The 21095-nt window shown below is 72.1% G+C and carries 15 protein-coding genes; 3 read left to right on the top strand and 12 right to left on the bottom strand.

Going from position 1 to position 21095, the window contains the following annotated elements:
- Positions 1-120 precede the first annotated feature (120 nt).
- The 3 genes from ACFS27_RS29255 to tmk form a co-directional block, all read right to left on the bottom strand.
- Positions 121-1791, bottom strand: a complete 1671-nt coding sequence (locus ACFS27_RS29255; protein WP_377190903.1) for an enoyl-CoA hydratase-related protein — start codon at positions 1789-1791, stop codon at positions 121-123.
- Between the two features lie 153 nt (positions 1792-1944).
- Positions 1945-3081, bottom strand: a complete 1137-nt coding sequence (locus tag ACFS27_RS29260; RefSeq protein ID WP_377190905.1) for a DNA polymerase III subunit delta' — start codon at positions 3079-3081, stop codon at positions 1945-1947.
- A complete protein-coding gene (gene tmk / locus ACFS27_RS29265) occupies positions 3078-3785 on the bottom strand; it encodes a dTMP kinase (protein ID WP_377190907.1) in 708 nt (235 codons plus the stop codon). Before tmk ends, ACFS27_RS29260 begins: the two co-directional genes overlap by 4 nt.
- A gap of 73 nt (positions 3786-3858) precedes the next feature.
- Between tmk and ACFS27_RS29270 the strand changes: the two genes are divergently transcribed.
- Positions 3859-4260, top strand: coding sequence for a pyridoxamine 5'-phosphate oxidase family protein (locus tag ACFS27_RS29270; RefSeq protein WP_377190909.1), 402 nt, complete (start codon positions 3859-3861; stop codon positions 4258-4260).
- Between the two features lie 66 nt (positions 4261-4326).
- On the opposite strand, the gene topA is transcribed toward ACFS27_RS29270, so the two are convergent.
- Positions 4327-7137, bottom strand: coding sequence for a type I DNA topoisomerase (gene topA, locus ACFS27_RS29275; RefSeq protein WP_377190911.1), 2811 nt, complete (start codon positions 7135-7137; stop codon positions 4327-4329).
- 220 nt (positions 7138-7357) lie between these two features.
- Here topA and ACFS27_RS29280 point away from each other — a divergent pair, with 220 nt between their 5' ends.
- Positions 7358-8284, top strand: a complete 927-nt coding sequence (locus tag ACFS27_RS29280) for a phosphatase PAP2 family protein (protein ID WP_377190913.1) — start codon at positions 7358-7360, stop codon at positions 8282-8284.
- A gap of 74 nt (positions 8285-8358) precedes the next feature.
- Here ACFS27_RS29280 and ACFS27_RS29285 read toward each other — a convergent pair whose 3' ends face one another.
- The 8 genes from ACFS27_RS29285 to ACFS27_RS29320 all read right to left on the bottom strand — a co-directional run bounded on the left by ACFS27_RS29285 (position 8359) and on the right by ACFS27_RS29320 (position 20340).
- Positions 8359-9816, bottom strand: coding sequence for a S1 family peptidase (locus tag ACFS27_RS29285; protein ID WP_377190915.1), 1458 nt, complete (start codon positions 9814-9816; stop codon positions 8359-8361).
- A gap of 190 nt (positions 9817-10006) precedes the next feature.
- A complete protein-coding gene (locus tag ACFS27_RS29290; RefSeq protein WP_377190917.1) occupies positions 10007-11131 on the bottom strand; it encodes a S1 family peptidase in 1125 nt (374 codons plus the stop codon).
- 197 nt (positions 11132-11328) lie between these two features.
- On the bottom strand, positions 11329-12270 hold the full coding sequence (locus tag ACFS27_RS29295) for a LysR family transcriptional regulator (protein ID WP_377190919.1): 942 nt from the start codon (positions 12268-12270) through the stop codon (positions 11329-11331).
- A 137-nt stretch (positions 12271-12407) separates the two neighbouring features.
- Positions 12408-13976, bottom strand: coding sequence for a DUF7059 domain-containing protein (locus ACFS27_RS29300; protein WP_377190921.1), 1569 nt, complete (start codon positions 13974-13976; stop codon positions 12408-12410).
- 96 nt (positions 13977-14072) lie between these two features.
- On the bottom strand, positions 14073-15260 hold the full coding sequence (locus ACFS27_RS29305) for a hypothetical protein (protein WP_377190923.1): 1188 nt from the start codon (positions 15258-15260) through the stop codon (positions 14073-14075).
- Positions 15261-15339: 79 nt separating this feature from the next.
- Complete coding sequence (locus ACFS27_RS29310; protein WP_377190925.1) at positions 15340-15672, bottom strand: CD225/dispanin family protein; 333 nt, start codon at positions 15670-15672, stop codon at positions 15340-15342.
- 68 nt (positions 15673-15740) lie between these two features.
- The gene (locus ACFS27_RS29315) at positions 15741-17477 is read right to left on the bottom strand and encodes a M20/M25/M40 family metallo-hydrolase (protein ID WP_377190927.1); all 1737 of its coding nucleotides are present in this window, start codon (positions 17475-17477) and stop codon (positions 15741-15743) included.
- A 178-nt stretch (positions 17478-17655) separates the two neighbouring features.
- Entirely contained in the window at positions 17656-20340 is a 2685-nt protein-coding gene (locus tag ACFS27_RS29320) for a M14 family zinc carboxypeptidase (protein WP_377190929.1), read from the bottom strand.
- 157 nt (positions 20341-20497) lie between these two features.
- Here ACFS27_RS29320 and ACFS27_RS29325 point away from each other — a divergent pair, with 157 nt between their 5' ends.
- Positions 20498-21076 carry a DinB family protein gene (locus tag ACFS27_RS29325; RefSeq protein ID WP_377190931.1) on the top strand — a complete coding sequence of 193 codons (579 nt, stop codon included), beginning with the start codon at positions 20498-20500 and terminating at the stop codon, positions 21074-21076.
- Positions 21077-21095: the final 19 nt, after the last annotated feature.

Here is a 21095-nt window from a genome sequence, read left to right on the forward strand (position 1 = left end):
CGCTCCCGGCACATCGGTACATGGCGAGGTGACCGATAGTCCGAGCTATCGGTCACCTGACCATCTGCCGATCATCCGTGCTCGCGGCGGATCACGCGCGTCGGCGGCCGCACACGAGCGTCAGACGCGGGCCGTGGAGAAGCGCAGCTTCTCGGGGGTGGCGTCCGCTGCGGTCTTGCGCAGGAAGGCCCGGCGGTGCACCGAGAAGGCGTTGCGGTCGTCGAAGAAGTCGCGCGCCATCTCGGCCAGCTCGATGGTCTGGTAGTACGACAGCGGCCGGTCCGTCGCGCGGCGCTCCGCGCGTGCGGCGAGCATCCAGCCAAGTGTGGCCGGCTCCTCGTACCCCTGAGCGGCCGAGGACAGCCAGCTGGTGAACTCGCCCCACTCCCGCGGCCCGACGGCGCTGATCAGCCCGATGCGTGCCGCCTCAGCCACCGAGATCGGCAGCTTGCGGTTCAGGAGCAGCGACGCACGGTGCTCTCCCACGCGCGCAGGGACGCTCCAGGAGTGCAGCTCGGAGCCGTAGATCCCCATGTCGTAGTACGGGTTGAGGACGACGCCCTCACGGGCGAGCGTCACGTCGGCACAGAGCCCGGCCATCACGCCACCAGCGCCCGCGTTGGCGGTGAACGCCGCGACGGTGAGCTGGTCCGCGGTCGCGATGGCGAGACACAGCTCGTCGATGGCGCAGATGTTGTCCCAGGCCTCGGCGGCCGGGTCGGGCGACGCGTCGATGGTGCCCAGGTGGATCCCGTTGGAGAACGTGTGCTCGGTGCCCTTGATGACGAGGACCCTGGTGTCCTCGGTGAGGGCCTTCTCGACGGCGCTGGTCAGGCGGCGGCACTGCTCGGTGTACATGGCGCCGCTGTACGAGCGGATCGTCAGGTACCCGACGGCGCCATCCCGCACGTACGTGGTCTCCGCCAGGGCGTCCGGGACCCGGCGGAACGGGGCGCCGCTCGCGTCGATCACTTGGGCGGCCGGGAGCTTGGCGCCACGGCGGCCGCTGAGCTCGGCGGCGTAGCCGACCCAGAGCGTGCCGACGCCGCAGGCGATCGCGACCGCGTCGAGGTTGCGGCCCACGACGGTTCCGGGCGCTGCGCCGGTGTGCTCGGGCGACGCGACGGCGTCGAACACGCAGACCGACCGGCCGTTCACACCGGCGGGGGCGCCGGGGGCGCCGTCGGCCGCCGCGACGAGCCGCTCCAGCTCGCTCGCCGGACGGTTCCAGTCGATGCGGAAGTCCTCGCGGCGCAGCAACGGCAGCTCGCCGTCGACGGGCACGATCCGCAGGCAGGCCTCGGCCGGGATCGGCCGCTCGCCGTCGGCGACCTTGCGGACCACCTCGCCGATGCAGGCCATCGCGGCGTCCGCGACGCGGCTGTTGTAGAGCGCGCTCTTGGCGATCGGCTGGTCGGGCATGTCGAACACCGCTGTGGCCCAGACCGGGCCGGCGTCGAGCTCCTCGACGGCGGACAGGGCGGTGACGCCCCACCGGTCCCGGCCGTCGCGGATCGCGTGGTCCAGCGACGACGGACCGCGGTCGCCCACGGGTCCCGGGTGCACGATGACGGTCGGCCACCGGTCGTAGATCGTGTCAGGCACGCGGTGCTTGAGGAACGGGCACAGGATCAGGTCAGGGTCGGCACGCTCGACGGCCCGCGTCATCGCGGCGCCGGACTCGAACGTCGGGGCAAGCTCGATGCCGACATCGTGCCCCTGTTCCCTCAGGGAACACCAGACCCGCTGGGTGAGACCGTTGAAGGCTGAAACCAGCAGGAGGATCCTCATCGGGCGGTGGACTCCTTGTCGCACGGAAAAGCTCTGGGGGCGTCCCGCAGCCTAACCACGGACGCCAACCGGGACAATCTGCCTGGGTGGTTCAGCTTCACCCGTGCCAAATCTTCACAGGAGCCGACCGAGCGGGCGATGACCGGACGTCGTTCACCCTTGCGGGCGCAAGGCGATCGTCATCGCTTCGAGCGCCAGCAGCGGCGCCACGTTGCCGCCAAGGCGGGTGCGGGCCACCCCGATCGAGTCCATCCGCCGCACCGTCTGCTCCGGGGTGGAGTCAGCGGCCAGCGAGCGCACCGTCTCGGCGAGCTCCGCGTTGACCAGGTCCACCTCCGCACCGAGCTGCACCACGAGCACGTCCCGGTACAGCGAGAGCAGGTCCACCATGGCGCGGTCGAGCACGTCACGCTGGTGCCGGGTGGCACGCCGCTTCTGGTCGTCCTCCAGCTGCTTGAGCTGTGAGCGCAGGCGCGGCGGCAGGGTCTCGCCGTCGGCCACGCCAAGACCACGCAGCAGCTCGGCCTTCTCGGCCGCGTCCCGCTCCTGCGTGGCCGACACCGCCTCCGCCTTGGCCACCTCCACGAGCTCGCCGGCGGCGAGCACCGCGTCACCGACGCCGCGGATGCGGCGCGCGATGCTCAGCACCGCGGTGCGCCGCTCGCGCGCCCCGGCGTCCCTGGCCAGCCGCTTCGCCAGGCCGACGTGGCTCTGCGCCGCGCGGGCCGCGCTCAGCGCCACCGCCGGGTCGGCACCGTCGCGCCGCACCAGCAGGTCGGCGACCGCCTGCGGTGGCGGCACGCGCAGCACCACGGCGCGGCAGCGCGACCGGATGGTCGGCAGCACGTCCTGGACCGATGGCGCGCAGAGCACCCACACCGTATGCGGCGGCGGCTCCTCGATGGTCTTGAGCAGCACGTTCGTGGTGCGCTCCGCCATGCGGTCCGCGTCCTCGATCACGATCACACGCCACCGGCCGCCCGACGGCGACCGGGAAGCCGTCATGATCAGGTCCCGCACCTCGTCGATGGCGATGACCACCTTCTCGGTGGCCAGCAGCGTCACGTCCGGATGAGTGCCCGCCATGGTGGTGGTGCATGCGTGGCACACGCCGCAGCCGCCCTGCGGGCACTGCAGCGCCGCCGCGAAGGCACGGGCCGCCACCGACCGGCCGGACCCCGGTGGACCCGTCACCAGCCATGCGTGCGTCATCGCTGCCGGGTTCGCCACGGCCGCCTGGAGCGCGGCGACGGCGGACTCCTGCCCGACGACGTCGTCCCACACCGTCATGCCAGGTCCTCGCCGGCCGTGTCGGTACCACCGGGCTCGGCAAGGCTGCTCGCCTCGGCGACGACCGGGGTGAGGCCGAGCCGGGCCGAGACGTCCACCCGGATCTGCGCCTGGATGTCACCGACCGACGCGGTCGCGTCGATGACCACCCAGCGCTCGGGATCTGCTGCGGCCCGCTGGAGGAACGTGTCCCTGACGCGCGTGTGGAACTCGAGGCCTGCGCGCTCCAGGCGGTCCAGCGCGCCCTTGCCGTCGGCCGTGGCACGGCGGGCGGCCGCCGTCTGTGGCTCGAGGTCGAGCAGGACCGTGATGTCCGGGCGCAGGCCCTTGGCCGCCCACAGGGAGAGGTGCTCCACCTCGTGGCCGGGCAGGTCGCGACCACCGGACTGGTAGGCGACGGACGAGTCGAGATAGCGATCGGTGATCACCACGGCACCGCGGCCCAGCGCGGGCCGCACCACGGTCTCGACGTGGTGGGCGCGGTCCGCCGCGTAGATGAGGGCCTCGGCCCGTGGGCCCATGTCCTGGCCGTGCATGACCGCTGCCCGCAGCTCCTTGCCGAGCGCCGTGCCGCCGGGCTCGAACGTGAGCACGACCTCGCGGCCGGTCAGGTCGGCCAGCCAGTCGCCGAGGAGGCGCGACTGCGTCGACTTGCCGACGCCCTCGCCGCCCTCGAAAGAGATGAAGAAGCCCGGTGCGTTCACGCGGCAACCCTAACCGCGCCCACCCACATCGACCGGCCGTGCGCCACCGGCCGGCCGAGCGCACGATGGACCGATGGACCTCAACAAGCAGAGCATCACGCCGATGACCGAGGACGAGTGCTGGGAGTTCCTGTCGATGCAGCCCATCGGGCGGCTCGGGACCGCCGTCGCCGGAGACCCCGAGATCTTCCCGCTGAACTTCGCCGTCGCGGACCGGGCCATCTACTTCCACACCATCCCAGGGACCAAGGTCGCGGAGGTGGCGGTCAACGCGAAGGTCGCGTTCGAGGTCGACCAGTGGGGTCCCGAGATCGCCTACAGCGTCCTCGTGAAGGGCACGGCGGAGATCCTGGAGACCGACGCCGACATCGCGGCCGCCGAGTCGACCAACCTGGTCAGCTACCTGGACGAAACCCGGGACACCTGGGTCCGCATCACGCCCGCCGGTGTCACGGGCCGCCGGCTGCGGCGCTGACGACGACCTCGTCCATCAGCGTGCCGGACGTGCGGGTCGCAGGGCGTCCCACACGTCCGACCCGCGCTACTTCTTGGTGCTCGTGCTCTTCGCCGGAGCCTTCTTCGCGGGCGCCTTCTTGGCCGGGGCCTTCTTCGCCGGCGCACGCGTCGTGCGCTTCTTCGCTGGGCCCTGGGCGCGCTTCTCGGCGAGCAGCTCGATCGCCTGCTCCGCGGTGACCGACTCGGGCGTGACGTCGCGCGGCAGCGTGCGGTTGGTCTCGCCGTCGGTCACGTACGGGCCGAACCGGCCGTCCTTGACGTGGATCGGCTTGCCGCTGGTGGGGTCGTCGCCGAGCTCACGCAGCGGCGGGGCCGCCGTACGACCCCGGCCCCGCTTGGGCTGCTTGTAGATCTCGATCGCCTCGTCGAGGGTGACCGTGAACATGGCCTCCTCCGACGGCAGCGTGCGCGAGTCGGTGCCCTTCTTGAGGTACGGCCCGTACCGACCGTTCTGCGCGGTGATCTCGTCACCCGACTCCGGGTCCACCCCGACGACGCGCGGCAGCGACATGAGCTGCAGCGCGTCCTCCAGCGTCACCGAGTCGAGAGCCTGCGTCTTGAGCAGCGACGCGGTCTTCGGCTTGGGCAGGGCGGCAAGAGCGCGCTTCTTGGCTGCGGCGGACAGGTCCGGGTCGAGGTCCGGCTCGGGCAGCTGCTCCGTGACGTACGGGCCGTAGCGGCCGTTCTTCGCGACGATCGGGTTGCCGGTCTCCGGGTGCACGCCGAGCACGCGCCCGTCGTCGGCTCCTGCCGCGAGCAGCTCGCGCGCCTTGGCGACGGTCAGCTCGTCGGGTGCCACGTCGTCGGGCACCGAGGCGCGAGGCGGGGTCTTGCCCTCCTCGACCTCGGCCGCGAGGTCTTCGAGGTACGGGCCGTACCGGCCCACCCGCACGCGGATGCCCTCGCCGATCTCGACGGAGTTGATCGCTGCGGCATCGATCTCGCCGAGGTTCTCGACGAGCGCGCGGAGACCGCCGCCGTCGCTGTCCACGCCGAGCGGGTCGGACGTGCCGATGTTCCCGGGGGTCTCACCGAAGTAGAACTCCTTGAGCCACGCGACCCGCTCCCGTGACCCGGCGGCGATCTGGTCGAGGTCTGCCTCCATCGTGGCCGTGAAGTCGTAGTCGACCAGCCGGTCGAAGTGCTCCTCCAGCAGCCGGATCACGGCGAACGCGAGCCAGGTCGGCACCAGCGCCTGGCCGCGCGTGATCACGTAACCGCGGTCCTGGATGGTGGAGATGGTCGCCGCGTACGTGGACGGGCGGCCGATGCCGCGCTCCTCCAGCGCCTTGACGAGGGAGGCCTCCGTGTAGCGCGGGGGCGGGGACGTGGAGTGACCGTCGGCGGCGAGGTCGGTGCCGATCAGCGCATCGCCCTCCGCCATCGTCGGCAGGCGCGTCTCCTTCGCCGCCGCGGCGCTCTCGGCCGCCTCGACGTCGGCGTCGGCGCTCTCCTCGTAGGCCGCGAGGAAGCCGCGGAACGAGATCACCGTGCCCGACGCGGAGAACACCGCCTCGTTGCCGTCCTGGTCGCCGCCCACGACGACCGCGCCGAGCCGGACGGAGGCCGTCGAGCCCTTCGCGTCGGCCATCTGCGAGGCCACCGTGCGCTTCCAGATCAGCTCGTACAGGCGGAACTGGTCGCCGCTCAGCTCACCGGCGACCTGCGCGGGGGTGCGGAACGAGTCACCCGCCGGGCGGATCGCCTCGTGCGCCTCCTGGGCGCCCTTCGACTTGGACTGGTAGAGGCGGGGAGCGCCCGGCACGTACTCGGGGCCGTACAGCTCTGCGGCCTGGTTGCGCGCCGCGTTGGTGGCCTCGGCCGACAGCGACGGGCTGTCGGTACGCATGTAGGTGATGTAGCCGTTCTCGTACAGACCCTGCGCGGTCCGCATCGCCTGGCGCGACGACATCCGCAGCTTGCGCCCGGCCTCCTGCTGCATCGTGGAGGTGGTGAACGGCGCGGCGGGCCTGCGGGTGTACGGCTTGGTCTCCAGGCTGCGGACGGAGAAGTCTGCGGCCGCGAGCCCGGAGACGACGGCGTTCGCCGTGGCCTCGTCGAGCTGCACGACGCCGGTGCGGACCTTGAGCCGCCCCCGGTCGTCGAAGTCGCGGCCCGAGGCGACCTTGTCGCCGGCGAGCTGGGTGAGCCGGGCGCGGAAGGAGGGCTGGTCGGCGGCGGCCGCGCCGCCGTCCGAGACCGCGAAGGTGCCCGCCACGTCCCAGTAGTCCGCTGAGACGAACGCCATACGCTCACGCTCGCGCTCGACGACGAGGCGCGTCGCCACGGACTGGACACGGCCGGCGGACAGGCCCTGGCGCACCTTGCGCCACAGCACCGGCGACACCTCGTAGCCGTAGAGGCGGTCGAGGATGCGCCGGGTCTCCTGGGCATCCACGAGGTCCTGGTCCAGCTCTCGCGTGTTCTCCAGGGCGCGGAGGATCGCGTCGCGGGTGATCTCGTGGAACACCATGCGCTTGACCGGGACCTTGGGCTTGAGCTCCTGGATCAGGTGCCACGCGATGGCCTCGCCCTCGCGGTCCTCATCGGTCGCGAGGAAGAGCTCGTCGGCGTCCTTCAGTGCCTTCTTGAGCTCGCTGACCTTCTTCTTCTTGTCCGCGTGGACCACGTAGTACGGGTCGAACCCGTTGTCGACGTCGACCGAGAACTTGCCGTACGGGCCCTTCTTCATGTCCACCGGCAGGTCTTTGGGCTGCGGGAGGTCGCGAATATGCCCGACGCTGGCTTCGACCTCGTAGTCGTCGCCGAGGTAGCTCTGGATCTTTCGAGCCTTCGTGGGCGACTCCACGATCACGAGCTTGCGTGCCTGGGACATCCGGTCCTGCCTGCTTCCTGCGGGGTCTGGGGGTGGGCGCCGAGCGCCGTCGGAGAGTTCACGGTACGCCAGGCGCGACGGATCGCACCCTATCCGGGCCGACAGCCGGTTGCCCGGCGGTCTCAGATGACCGTGGTGATTTTCACCCGGGGCATGATCGACAGCGGAGCCTCACACCGACCACACGCTCTCTTCAGGCGGTTCGCCTACGGTTGAGCCCATGACGGACCGCACCCTCCCGCTGCCCGCCCTCGGGAACGCGGTCGGCACCCCCACCTCTGCGCGAACGCCCAGGTACCAGCCCCGCCTGCGGCCACGCATCGCCGCAGGCGTCGTCGCTGTGCTGGCACTGTGGGCCGTGTGGGCCACCTGGGACACCTTCGTCCGGTCGGCCGGCGGCCAGCGCGCCGACCAGCTCGCGCTCGAGGGCGCCGCACGCGGGCAGGGCGTGCTCTGGGAGCTCGCCGAGCCGGTCCTCGGTGTGGTGTCCAACTCATTCGTCGGCCTGGGGCTCGCGGCCGCCGTCGTGCTGGCGCTGGCCCGGGGTCGCTGGTGGCTCGCGGCACAGGTCGCGATCCTGGTGGCCGGATCGAATCTCACCACCCAGGTGCTCAAGCACGCGGTCCTCGACCGGCCGGCACTGCTGGACGTCGCACGCGCCGACATCAACACCCTGCCCAGCGGCCACACGACGGTGGCAGCCTCGGTGGCGGCGGGTCTCCTCATCGCGGTGCCGCGGCGCTGGCGACCGGTGGTCGCGGTGGCGGGTGCCGCCTACACGGCAGCCACCGGCGTGTCGACCCTGGTCGGGCAGTGGCACCGGCCGGCCGACGTCGTCGCCGCCGTCCTCGTGGTGCTCGCGTGGGGCGCCGGTGTCTGCATGCTGAGCTCGCCCTCGTCCCTTGACGCGCCGCGGGACGGCCTGGAGCCCGGGTCGGCCGGCGCGGCGGGGCTGCTGCTGCTGGGCACGGCAGCCACGGGCGTGCTCGCCGTCGGCGCACTCGGCAGCGTGCGTGGCTACGGCTGGGGCCTGCCACTGGGCGGCGACCTCACCGCGTACATGGGCGGGATGCTCGGGGTCGTCGCGGTGAGCCTCGGCTCGTTCGCGCTGCTGCTGCTCGTGCGCCAGTCCACCGCGCGCCCCTGACGCGCTGGTCCCACGTGTCAGACGCTCAGGCCACCTCGGGTGACCTGAGCGTCTGACACGTCAGGTGGTGGAGATCACGGGGTCGTGTAGCCGCCCGTGTAGGAGCCCGAGCCGGAGTACGCGTCCACGACCCAGCGGTAGGTGCCGGACGTGCCCGTGTAGCGCACGTTCTCGTCGGCAGCCGCGGTGATCCCCTGGGCCACCGTGGTCCAGGAACCGCCGCTCGCCTTCTGCAGGTAGAGGTCGAAGTCCGTCCCGCTGGGCCCGTCGAGGCAGCCCGTGATGGTGCCGGACAGCGACGAGAACCCGGTGGTGCCCGGCTCGGCCGCCTGGCCGCCGGAGCCCAGCGAGCCGCTGAACGCCGTCCGCTCACCCGTGCAGCCGGTGGGCGGCGGCGTGGTGCCGCCACCACCGGTGATCAGCGAGACGTTCGCCGCACTGAGGGCCTCGTTCACCGGCTGGAAGTAGGTGGTGCCTCCGGAGGAGCAGTTGCCGTTGCCGCCGGAGGTCAGGCCCTGGGCCTGCGTGCCGGCGAGCAGCGAGCCGCCGGAGTCGCCCGGCTCCGCGCACACGTTGGTGCGGATCAGGCCGGAGACTGTGCCCTGGGGATAGGTGACCGACGCGTTCAGCGCCTGGATGGTGCCGCAGTGCCAGCCGGTCGTGGAGCCGGAACGGCAGACGGTGGCACCGACGGCGGCAGCGGACGAACCGGCGACGTTGACGGTGCCGCCGTTGTAGTTGTTGACCGAGCCGACCGGGTTGTCGTCGGAGCCGACGTTCACGTACGCGTAGTCGTTGCCAGGGAACGAGGACACCTGGAAGGTGCCGCTCGGCTGGCTGGTGGTGGCGCCGCGCGAACCGCAGTGTCCGGCGGTGACGAATCCGCCGGTGGCCGAGAAGCCGACCGAGCAGCGGGATCCACCGATGTAGTAGGCGTTGCCGCCGATCACGTTGATGAAGGTGCGGGGCATCTCGGCCACCTCGACGACGGAGACGGAGCCCGCCGAGATCCCGGCCTTCTTGACGGCGGCCGCCACGGCGGCCTTCGCGCCCTTGGCCACCTCCATGACCACCGAGTTGGACTCGACGTCCACGTAGGCGGCGGCGACCTTGGCCTCTGGCGCCGCCCGGTAGGCCTTGGTGGCCAGCCGGTCGAGCTGGCTCAACGACCTGTCGACGGTGACGGCGGTGGCACCGGCGGCACGGACCTCTGCGGCCCCTGCCGTGTCGGTCACCGCGACGAACAGCTCTGTGCCGTCCACCCAGGCGCCCGCGTACCCCTTGTCCAGGGCCTTGGCGATCGCGAGCTGCTTCTCCGACAGTGCTTCGTCGGTCTTGAGGCGGGCGACCGCCTCCGAGGTGGTCAGGCCGAGGTCGCGCTCCAGTGCGGCAACCATGCCCGGCGCGTAGCCGGTCACGTCGGGCCTGTCGGAACCGGCGGCAGTGCCTGCGGTAGCGGCGGTGATGCTGGCGGCGAGGAGCGTCGCAGCGGCTGTGGCCACGGTGATCGCTCTGAAGGATGTGCGTCTCATGTCCAGCGACTCCTTGTCGTCGGGGCAATGAATTCACCCAGTGCGGCACAGCGTAGGGTCGCTTTCAGGTAACTCCCAGATACCGATTAGGACATATCGCACCAATATGCGGGCATACCGAGGGCGGGTAGGGGACGCCCCTACCCGCCCTCGCCCCTGCGGCCGGCGCGGACGCCGACCGGAGGGCCGATCAGTTCGTCAGCAGGGACACCCCAGCGGCGCTCAGCGCCTCGCCGACCGGCTGGAAGAAGGTCTGGCCACCGGACGAGCAGTTGCCCGAACCGCCGGACGTCATGCCCTGGGCCTGCGAGCCGGCGAGCAGCGAGCCGCCCGAGTCGCCCGGCTCCGCGCAGACGTCGGTCTGGATGAGACCGGAGACGCTGCCCTCCGCGTAGTTGACCGTGGCGTTGAGCGCCTCGATGGTGCCGCAGTGCCAGCCGGTCGTGGAGCCGGAGCGGCAGACCGAAGCACCGACGGCGGCCGGCGCGGAGCCCTCGACCGCAACGGTGCCGCCTGCGTAGTCGTCCACCACGCCGACCGGCGTGTCCGAGTCGACCGAGACGTAGCTGTAGTCGCTGCCCGGGAACTCCGAGACCTCGAAGGTGCCGGCCGGCTCGCTCGCCGAGGAGCCCACCGAACCGCAGTGGCCGGCCGAGACGAACCCGCCGGTGACGGCAAAGCCGACCGAGCAGCGCGAGCCGCCGTCGATGAAGTACGCCTCTCCGCCGATCACGTCGGCGAAGGTGCGAGGACGCTCGGTGGCCTCGTTCAGGGAGACAGCGGAGGCGGGCACCCCTGCCTCGGCCACGGCAGCCTTGACGTCGGCCGTGGCGCCGTCGACGACGTCGATGACGATCTCGTTGGTCTCCACGTCCACGTGGTACGAGGTGACGGAGGACCCGGGCAGCGCACCGTTCAGGTCGGCCGTCCAGGCGTCGAGCGCCTGCAGCGAGTTGTCGACGGTGACGGGGGTGGCACCGGCCGCACGGACGTCGGCGGCCTCAGCGGCGTCGGTCACGGCGACGTGCAGCGCGTCCGTGCCCTCCACCCAGGCACCCGCATAGGAGGCGCCGAGCGACCTCTCCAGGCTGCGCTGCGTACCGGACAGGGTCTCCTGGGCCTCGATCTGGGCCACGGCCTCGGTCGCACTCAGGTTCAGGTCGCGCTCCATCGCGGCGACCAGGCCCGGCGCATAGCCCGCTGCTGCGTTCTCGACGTCGGACTGTCCAGCAGCGGCGACGGCGTTGATGGTGCCGGCAAAGAGGCCCACGGTGGCGGTTGCCACGGCGAGGCCCCGGAGGGAAGAGCGTCTCATCTCCAGCGACTCCTTGTGTCGTAGAGCGGGTGAAGTTCCACCCACGAGTGATTTTTCACCCGCGCTGACACAGTAGGAGGAGTTGGACGTCCCGCCCAGATCACACTGAGGTCATACATATTTCCTATGGAGGGCAAACCACAAGGTCACCGCTCAGGCTCTACTGGTTTCGGCTGAGCCTGCGGTTCCGCTCCGGCTCAGCCGAGCATGCCGTACAGGGCCAGCCACTGCTCGTACTGCGGGCTGCGCCGGACGGCGTCGCGATGTGCGCGGTGGGCGGCACCCTCGACGGCCTCGAGGTCCACGCGGAGGTCGGCGTCGTGCCGCCAGCCCAGGTAGTGGGTGCGACGTAGGGGCGCTCCCGCCAGGGGGACCGTCACGACCCCCGGTGGGTCGAGCTGCCCCGGCTCGACGAGCGCGACGGCGCGCCCGGCCCGCACCTGGTCGACCGCGGTGGTCCACTCGGCCTCCCCCATGCCGCGAGGCGTGAAGCCCGCGCGTACGCACGCCGACACGAAGCACTCCTCGAGGCAGCCGTACGACGGGACGCAGAGCCACTGCTCCTCGGCCAGCTCGGCGAGGGACACCTCCGGCTTGCCCGCGTAGGGATGGTGCTCGTCGATGAGGACGAACATCGGGTCCGCGCAGACCCGGGTCCACGCGACCTCGACCGCCGCCGGTGGCGAGGCCTCCGAGCACATCCCGACCAGCCCCACGTCGATGGTGCCCCTGGCGAGCCGGGAGGCGACGTCGTCCGCCAGGTGGGGCATGCTCGTGGTGACCTGCACGCCGGGGATGGCGATGTGCAGCTGGTTGACGAACAGGCCACCCAGCGCGGTTCCGGTGATGCCGACCCGGACCATCTCGCCCTGGGCCACGTCACCGTTCACCAGCCGCTCGGCGTCGTCGGCCAGGGCCGCCATGGCAGGCAGCAGCACACGGGCGTGCCGGAGTATCAGGTCACCGAGCTCGGTCGGGCGCGCGCCGAAACGATCGCGGACGAACACGTTCCCGCCCAGCGACCGGTCGATGCGGTTGAGCTGCGCAGTCAAGGCCGGCTGCGCGATGCCGAGGGCAGCCGCCGCCTTCGTGACGCTGCCCGACTCGGCAACGGCGACAACCATCCTCAAGTGCCGCATGTCGAGTTCCACACGGTGGAAAATATCTGTCATAGCCGCAGATGTCTCTGTTCTGAACAAGATTTATCGGTTCGCACGACCGACCGTTACGCGCACGAAACGGGCGGGCGCCCCCAGGACGGCCCGTCGGTCGGGGTTCACTCCGCCAGAAAACCGTCGCGGACCAGACCGCGCACCGCCGGGAGCAGCTCGGCCGCCAGGTCGGCCGCCGCGACGTCGAACAGGGCGGCGAGCGCCCCGACGATCTGCCCCACCGTCAGCTCCCCGTCGCACGCACCGACCAGGGCGGCGAGCGGGCTCGACGCCTGCACACCGCGGCCCAGCCCGTCCCCCTGCCGCACGATCACGATGTTCGGGTCGGCCGCTCCCGGCGTCAGGTAGCGCTCCTCCGTGACGTCGGCCGCCGTGACGAGGCGCGCAGCGGCGAGCGCCGCGTCGTCGCGCGCGGCGAGCCAGTCGTGCCCGGCGAGGCTGCGGGCGATGTGCGCGCCGAGCGGCTGGCGGACCGACCCGGTGTGCTCCTCGAGGCGCCGCAGCGTGGCCGGCCCGGAGGACGGGCGCCGGAGGGTCACGAGCCCGAAGCCGACGGCTTCGACGTCCCGGGACTCGAAGTCGTCGAGCCACGCGCCGTAGGCGGCGGCCCAGGCGTCCGGCTCGCGGTCGGGAGTGGTGCCGCCGTCCCGGATCCACGTCTCGGCGTACTCGGCCGGGTCGAGGACCTCGCGCTGGATGATCCAGCCGTCCAGGCCTGCATCGGAGAGCCACGCGCCGACCCGGTCGGTCCACGGCTCGCCCCTGCGGTGCTCCCAGTTGCCGAGGAGCTGGGCCGTCCCACCGGGTGCGAGCACGTCGCCGACGCCGAGGATCAGGTCCCGCACCAGGTCGTCGCCCGCGCGGCCGCCGTCGCGGTACTCGTAGTCGCCGAGCGCGTCGGCGACCGCCCGGCCTGCCGCTCCGGCGTGCGGGGTGATGACGAACGGCGGGTTGGAGACCACGAGGTCGAACAGCTCCCCCGCGACCGGCTCCAGCATGGAACCGTGCCGCAGCTCCACCGCACCGGCGTCGGTGTTCAGCGCGACGTTGAACGCCGCGAAGGACAGCGCCCGCCGCGATATGTCCGTCGCCACGACGTGCCGGGCGTGGCGCGCGGCGTGCAGGGCCTGGATCCCGCAGCCGGTGCCGAGGTCCAGTACCCGGCCGGTCGGGTTGCGCACCGTGACCTGCGCCAGCGTGAGAGAGGCACCGCCCGCGCCGAGCACGTGGTCCGTGGCAAGGCGCCCGCCGGTCGCGAGCTCGCCCAGGTCGGAGGCGAGCCACCAGCGCGCGTCGCCGACGGCGTCGACGGAGGAGTAGGGGCGCAGGTCCACGACGGCCCGCACCGCGTCGTCGTCCCCGGCGCCCTGGGCCGCGACCAGGCCGAGCCGCTCGGCGCCCGCCGAGCCGGTCGCAGGCAGCGCGCGGTCCACCGCTGCGCGCGGCACGTCGGCGCCCAGCAGGAACAGCCCAGCGAGGGTGGCCAGCGGGTCCCGGTCCGACGGCGGCTTGCCGCCCACGGCCGCCGCGACCGCCCGGCGGGCCGGCAGCGACTGCTCCCTGTGCAGCGCGGCCGCCGCGAGCGGTCCAAGGAGGTCCTCGACGCCGTCCACGTCGTAGGCGGCGGAGACCAGGTCGGCACGGAGCGAGGCGACGAGGGCTTGATCGGTCACGGGTGGCTGCACGGGCCTATCCTGCACGCAGACCGCGTGGCCTCACCACGCGTGCACGCGCACCGCGCTCGTACCCGCACCACGGTGCGGATCGGGCTAGCCGCGGCAGTTGGACGCCACGTACTCCTGCACGCGCTGGGATGCCTCGACCATCGCGTTGGTGTCGAGCTCCTCCTGTGCGCCGCCGACGGCGGCGGTCACCGCCGGGCCGTCGTTCGCCTTCACCTTCTCGATGTTGTTGGCGACCGTCGAGTAGTAGGTGAAGGCGACCGCCCAGTCCTTCGAGATGGCCTCGGGCGGCGTCACGCCCTCCAGCGCGTTGCGGGCGTTGATGAACCCCTTGCGCAGCGTCTCGGGCTGGTCCACGACCATGGCCGACTGCGCGTTGGCGGCCTGCGTCCACGCCATCTGGGTCTGCGCGCACGATGCGGCGTCCGCGTCCGAGATGACGTCCTCGCCCTGGAAGAAGGTCATCCCCCAGCCGGTACCGAGACCCAGCGCCGCAGCGGTCACGCCGGCCAGCACGAGCACCAGCGGCTGGTCGAGCACCTTGGGCAGGCCCCGGCGGAGCGTCTTCCTGATCCGCTTCTGCTGCGCGGTGCTCGGACCGGAGATACGGCCCTTCCCGCGCTTCTTGCCCGCCTTCCTTGACTCGGGCTTGCCCGGCTCGGCGGACCGGTCGGCCAGGTCGGGCAGATCGGGTACGCCGGCGGGCGCGTCTTCCGGCAGGGACTCGGCCGGGGCGGCGAGAGGCAGCGGCGCGAGCGGAACGTCGACGTCGTCGGCCACCGGGCCCACGTTGAGCGGAAAGCCGCCCGCCGGCGTCGGCGCGGGTTCGCTCTTCGGCACGCTCGGCGCGGCCGCCTTGCCTGCCTTGCCCTTCGACCTGGACTTGCCGGCCTTACCGCTCTTGCCGCCTGCGTTCTTGCCGCGCCCACGGGTCACGGCCGGCTCGGCGGCCGCGACGGAGCCCCACGGGTTCGCGTCACCGTCGGTCTCGCCGTCCGGCACGGCGGGCGCAGGCACGGGGCCCCAGGGCGAGCTGCCCGTCTCGTCGGCGGCCGGGGCGGGATCCGCTGGCGCGGCGGCAGCGCCGCTGCCCCAGGGACTGGGGGCCTGCTCCGGCTCCGTGAGCCCCTCGGCCCACTCGAGGGCACTGGCACCGGGCGCTGCTTCCCCTGCTGCGAGGCTCTCCGCCCAGGTGAGCGCATTCGTTGCGGGGGGACCTCCGGCGCGAGACGCAGCACGACCGCCCCGCGAGCCCTTGCGCCGTGTCGCACTCATAGCCGCGAACTTTACCCGCAAGTCCCACCAGGACAGGAGGGGCAATCGTGTGATACGAGACGAACAGGGGGTGAAGTTGCTACCCGTTCAGGTAGGTGATGCTCGCCCAGAACACCACGACCACGACCGCGACGATTCCGATGGCGAGCGACACCAGACCCCAGTTGCGTGCGCGACGAGACGCTTTCCGTGCCTTGTCGTGCTCCTGTGTCTTCCACAGGTAATTGACACGCAGCGCGTTCACGAGGGCGACGATTCCGGTGGGCCAGAAGCAGAAGATGGTCACCAGAACGGCGAAGAGGAGATAAGACCGCGGCGGGTACTGCAACTGTGCCGGGTAGGTGTGCACGTTGACGCTCACGGGCGAGCGCGAGCCGCCCGGCACGGCGGGCGGCACAGCGGAGCTGGTCATGGACGTCTCCCTCAACGTACGTAAAGGGAGAACTTAGTCCAATTTCGGTGATTTGTTGAATGTGCAGGTCAGCCGGGGATCTTGCGGAGCATCTCGCGGTAGAAATGCACTCCGCGAGCCAGAGAATCGACGCTCAGATGCTCGCCGACGCCATGAATCGACTGCCGCTGCGCACGAGACAATGCAAACGGGCTGAACCGGTAGACGTGGTCGCTGATGGGGGTGAAGGTGCGCGAGTCGGTTGCCGCGGGCAGCACGAACGGAACCACGACCGCATCCGGGTATGACGCGCCGATCGCCTCGCTGAGCAGCGCGAACTGCTGGCTGTCGGTCGGCGAGACCTCGCTGGGCTCGCTCCGCTCCACCACCTCGATCTCGACCTGCTTGTCCCCGATGACGCGGCGCAGCCGCGCCACGGTCCGGTCCACCGTCTCCCCGAGCGCCACCCGGACGTCCAGGCGGGCACGGGCCGACGACGCCGCGGCGTTCGGCCCCGCGCTGCCCTCGAGCTCGGTGACCGCAACGGTCGTGCGGACCAGCGCAGAGGCCTCAGGTCCACCCTTGGCCACCAGCCAGGCCGCGACCTTGCCGAACGGGCCCGAGGCGAGCCTGGCCGCCGCCCTGAGGCCAAGCCCTCTGGCGCCGGCCGCGCTCGGGGCGACCCGCTCCAGCATGTCGACGGTCGGCGCGTTGACCCGCGCCCCGGACCGGCGTCCGCTGACCCGCGTCACCGCGCGGGCGAGCCGTACGGTGGCGGGCCGCCTGCCGGGCGTCGCGCCATGGCCGCCGACGTCGGAGGTGTGCAGGTCGATCCCGACCAGGCCCTTCTCCGCCACGCCGACCATGGCGGTCTGGCGGTCCACGCCGGGAAAGGCGTCGGTCACGACGCCGCCGCCCTCATCGACCACGAGCCAGGGCCGCACGCCCAGCTCGTACAGCCGCCGGACGGCGATCTCGGCGGACTTGCCCGCCGCCTCCTCGTCCGCGCCGAAGAACAGCCAGATGTCCCGCTCCGGCACGAAACCGTCGCCGAGCAGGGTCTCCGCGGCGTCGAGCACCGCGACGAGCCCGCCCTTGTCGTCGAGCGTGCCGCGACCGTGCACCGCCCCGTCGCGGATCTCGCCCGAGAACGGGTTGGCCGGCCAGTCCGCCACCTGGACCGGTGCCACGTCCTGGTGCGCCAGGAGGACCACCGGGAAGGGGTGCAGCACGTCCTGCCGCCCCCGGCCCGGCCACCGGTAGAGCAGCCCGTGATCGCCCGCCGGCTCGCTCTGCAGCGCGTGCACCCGCGGGTAGAACGTCGCCAGCGCGGCCCGGTGCCTGCCGAACGCCTCGTGGTCGAGGTGCTGCGGGTCCCACGACGACACGGTGGGGATCTGCACGAGCGAGGAGAGATGCCCTGCGGCGATGTGCCCGGCCGCGGCGTGCTGCTCGCCATACGGCTCCGACGGGGCAAAGGCCTGCGTGCCCGTCCGGTCGCGGAGCATGGCGTCCGGCGCGGCCGGCTGCTCGGCGACCTGGCCCGCCGCCCTCTCCCGGGCTCCCGCCTCCGGATCGGCGGACGTGCCGCGCCGGGTCTGCGGGGTGGACGAGGACCGCGCAGACCTCGCTGCCGACGTATCCGGACGCGTGGCCGACAACGGGGCCGGCGGCGGTGCGACGCCGGCCTCGGGCGGGCGCGGCCCTGCCGTCGGCCCAGGGGTCGGCTCTGCGGTACGCGACGCGGCCGGCCGGGCCGGCGCCTTCGCGATCATTTCGGCCGTGACCTGGGGGATGGCCTCGGTCGGGTCGATGTCGGCACTCACGGGACCTTCTCCTGCTCCGGGTCTCCCACGAGGGGGGCTCCTGCGTCGGGGCTCTCGTCGGCACCCGCGGACCGCGGAGCATTCGGGAGCACAACACCGCAGACGATAGCGCTCGGACCCGGTTTTCCACAGATCCCCGGTGATGCTGGGTACGGCAGCATCGCAACCTCCGTCGAGGTCACAGTGCCGCCCAGTGGATGGCCGTCGCCGCCTGGCTCAGGCCGCCCCGAGGATGGGTGCGGAAGAAGACCGAGGTGCCGAACACGAACGCCCGCGCCTGTCCTATTTTGCCGGATACGGCGGCGGCCTGCCCGATGGCGGCATCCTGCCCCCGACCGGCCGAGGCAGCGTGCCCGTCACCGCCGCCCGACCGAGGCCAGTGCCCGGCCAGGAAGCGGCCGTAGGTCAGCTCGGTGGCCGTGCCCGCACCCAGGTCCGTGAACCAGACGGCCGGGTAGAGGAAGCCGTGGTCCTGCGCGTGGTCGTCCAGCACCTCGCCGGGGGTCCCGGTGGAGATGATCCCGTTGCCGGCCGGATCCCCCGTCACCGCACGGCCGCTGACCAGCCCGAACGCCTCCGCGGCCGCGAACGCACCGGCGCCGCTCCCGACGATGGCGCCGCCGTCGCGCAGCCAGGACCGGACGTAGGCGTGGCCCGCCGAGCCCGGCGGGAGGTCGAGGGAGGAGCCGACCCACAGCACGTCGGCGTCGTCCAGCCCTGCGCCGCCGCCGGCGGCGGCCTCCTCGATGCCCGCAGCGGAGACCGGCACCAGGTCGTCGAACCCGAGGGCCAGGAGCGACAGCCGGTCGTCCTGGTTGCCCGCGTAGGCGACGGTGACCTCCTCGGCCCGCTCTGCCCCCGCGTACTCGGCGCGGGACACGGCCACGAGGCCGAGGCGGTACCTGTCGGCCGCGTCGCGGGCCGCCTGCAGCCCGCGCGGCCCGACGACGGCGCGTCCGTCCGACGTCAGCCGTACCGCCACGTCCTGCTCCAGGAGGTCGTTCAGAGCCCGGTGATCCCTGACGCCGGCCACGTCGAACGCGGCGTACCTGGCTCCGGGCGGGACGCTCCCGCCCGGTCCGGCGCCACGCACCGGGACCGTCCGGCCGATCGGGCCGTCCGTCGTCGTGCCCACCCGGTCCACCGTCGCGCCCCAGAGGTAGGCGGGAGACCACGCCGAGATGTCGTACATGGCGGGGACCTTGGCCGAGATGTCCGACCCGAGGGCGAGCAGCGAGGCCGCAAGCCCACGCAGGGGCTGATGCAGGTCGACCACGTAGGACCCTGCCGGATAGGTGGTACCCCCGACCTGTGACGGGCCGACCAGCCGCCCCACCTCGATGCCGTGGAACAGCAGCGCGTCCACGAGGTCCTCCGCGTCGCTCGCCGACCGCTGGCCGGAGCCGACCGGGAGCACGTACGCGCGGGGCAGGCGCACTGCGACCTGGTCGTCGGCGGTGTCCCAGAGCCGCTTCCACTCGTCGGGACCGGGTACCTCGTCGATGTTCTCTGCGGTCAGCGCCGTCTTGGGCGCGCCGGCGACACCGCGCCGGAACAGCTCGATCTGGTCGCCGAGCATCGCGTCCGAGTTCGTATGGACGTAGTCGATCATCGACGCCATCGTCGTGACCGCTACCTCCGTGTTGACCGCGGCGTCCGCCCGCGTGGTGGTCCGGCCCGTCGGCCCGAGCGGGAGCTCGACAGTGCTGGTCACCGCGCCGTGGAGCGAGGCGTACTGGGCGGTGAACACGGGCGGGTAGTCGTCCCAGCCCGACGGTGTGTCCCGGTACGGGATCTTGATGAACCCCGTGTTCCTTCCCACCACGGCACCGCTGCCCGGGTCGTAGTAGGTGTTGCCGTCGATCCCTGCCGCCACGACGTCGTCCTCGACCTGCCGCGCGATGGCGTAGCTGTGCGGGAGGAACAGGTCGTACTCGTAGTTCTCACCGTGGGGCGGACCGGCCGGCTCGACCTGCAGCACGTCCGTGTAGCCGTGGAAGTCCGCTGTGAACAGCGGCTGGACCGCCTGGGCCGTCCGCACGTACGAGCGTGCCTCCGGCGTGGCCAGCGTGATCATGTCGCGGTTCGCGTCCAGGCCGAGGGAGGTCGAACGGGTCGCGTTGGTCCGGCCGTCGGGGTTGAGCGTGAGGCTGAACACGATCCGGTGCTGCTCCAGCAGGTGCCTCGTCGCATCGTCGTCCGCGGTCGCCAGGCGCTTGATGATCCGGAGCGCCGCGTCGGTGCCCTCCCACTCGTCGCCGTGGATGTTCGCACTGACCCAGATCGGCGCCTTGTACCCCGCCCGCAGGTCACGGTCGCGCGCAGCGCGGCCCGGCCGCTCCTTGATCTCCTCGCGCCACGCCGTCTGCCGGGCGGTCTCCGCGCGGCGTTCTGGCGCGGTCACGGTGACCAGGTAGAGGTCGCGCCCTTCCGTCGACCGGCCCACCACCTGTGTCGATACCCGGTCGCTCCGCTCCATCAGCCTCGTCAGGCGCGGCGCAAGGTCGGCGTGGCTGACGGTCCCGTTCCGCTCGGTGGCGTCCGCGTCGTTCGGCGGGAAGGCGCGGAGCTCCGGCTGGTGCGGGTACGACGCGGGCAGGTGCAGGTCGGCGCCGCCACCCGGCGACAAGGGCTCCGGCGGGTCCGCCGGGTGGTCCTGCTCGCCCGCCGTCGGTTCGGCCAGGACGTCGGCCTCGAGGCCGCGGCCCAGTCCGGCGGCGGCCACCCCTGCGACCGTGCTCCCGTCCACGGGCGCGCCGGAGGGCTGCGCGACCGCGGGCGCGGCCAACGAGCCCGCGGCGAGCGCGACCCCGGTCAGCGCCGCGCCGGTCAGGGCAGCGAGCGAACGAGCACGAACGAGCACAGATGCCTCCCCAGGCAAGTCGGCCAATTCTGACCTACGGCCCGGGCAGTCAGGAACGGCGCACCGGAGACGGTACAGCCACGGCCCTGCGATCCGCAGGACGACGCCGGCGGACAATGCCGTTGACCAGGCCGGTCCGGGGCGGTGCACTGTGCGGATGACCTCCGAACGCTGGACCTCTGCCACCGTCTACCCCGACATGTGGGCAGACCCCGACGACGACGCGCGCGAAGCGCTGGCGAAGCCCGTAGGGGAGAAGGAAACGTATCGGAACTACCTCGCGCACTACCGGATCACGCTGGAGATGAAGTGCGAAGGGCTCGATGCCGAGCAGCTCGCCCGGCGATCCGTGCCGCCGTCGACGATGTCGCTGCTCGGGCTGGTGCGGCACCTCGCGCACGTCGAGCAGAGCTGGTTCCGGCGGGTGCTGCAGGGTCAGACGGACACGCCCGCGCTGTTCGGCAAGTCCACGGAGACGCCCGACGCCGACTTCGACGGTGCCGTAGCCGACCCCGCCGTCGTCGAGGAAGCCTGGGCGACCTGGCGCCGCGAGGTCCGGGACGCCGACGCCTGGTTGGCGGCCCTCCCGGAGGACGAGCTGGGCCGCACGGCGCTGCACCACGGCAACGAGATCCCGGTCCGTGACGCCCTGGTGCACATGATCGAGGAGTACGCCCGCCACGTGGGCCACGCCGACCTGCTGCGGGAGTGCATCGACGGCCGAGTGGGCCAGTAGCCAGGCGACGGTGCCCGAC

This window comes from Promicromonospora vindobonensis, from assembly GCF_042685865.1.
In the GTDB taxonomy this organism is placed as follows: Bacteria; Actinomycetota; Actinomycetes; order Actinomycetales; family Cellulomonadaceae; genus Promicromonospora; species Promicromonospora vindobonensis.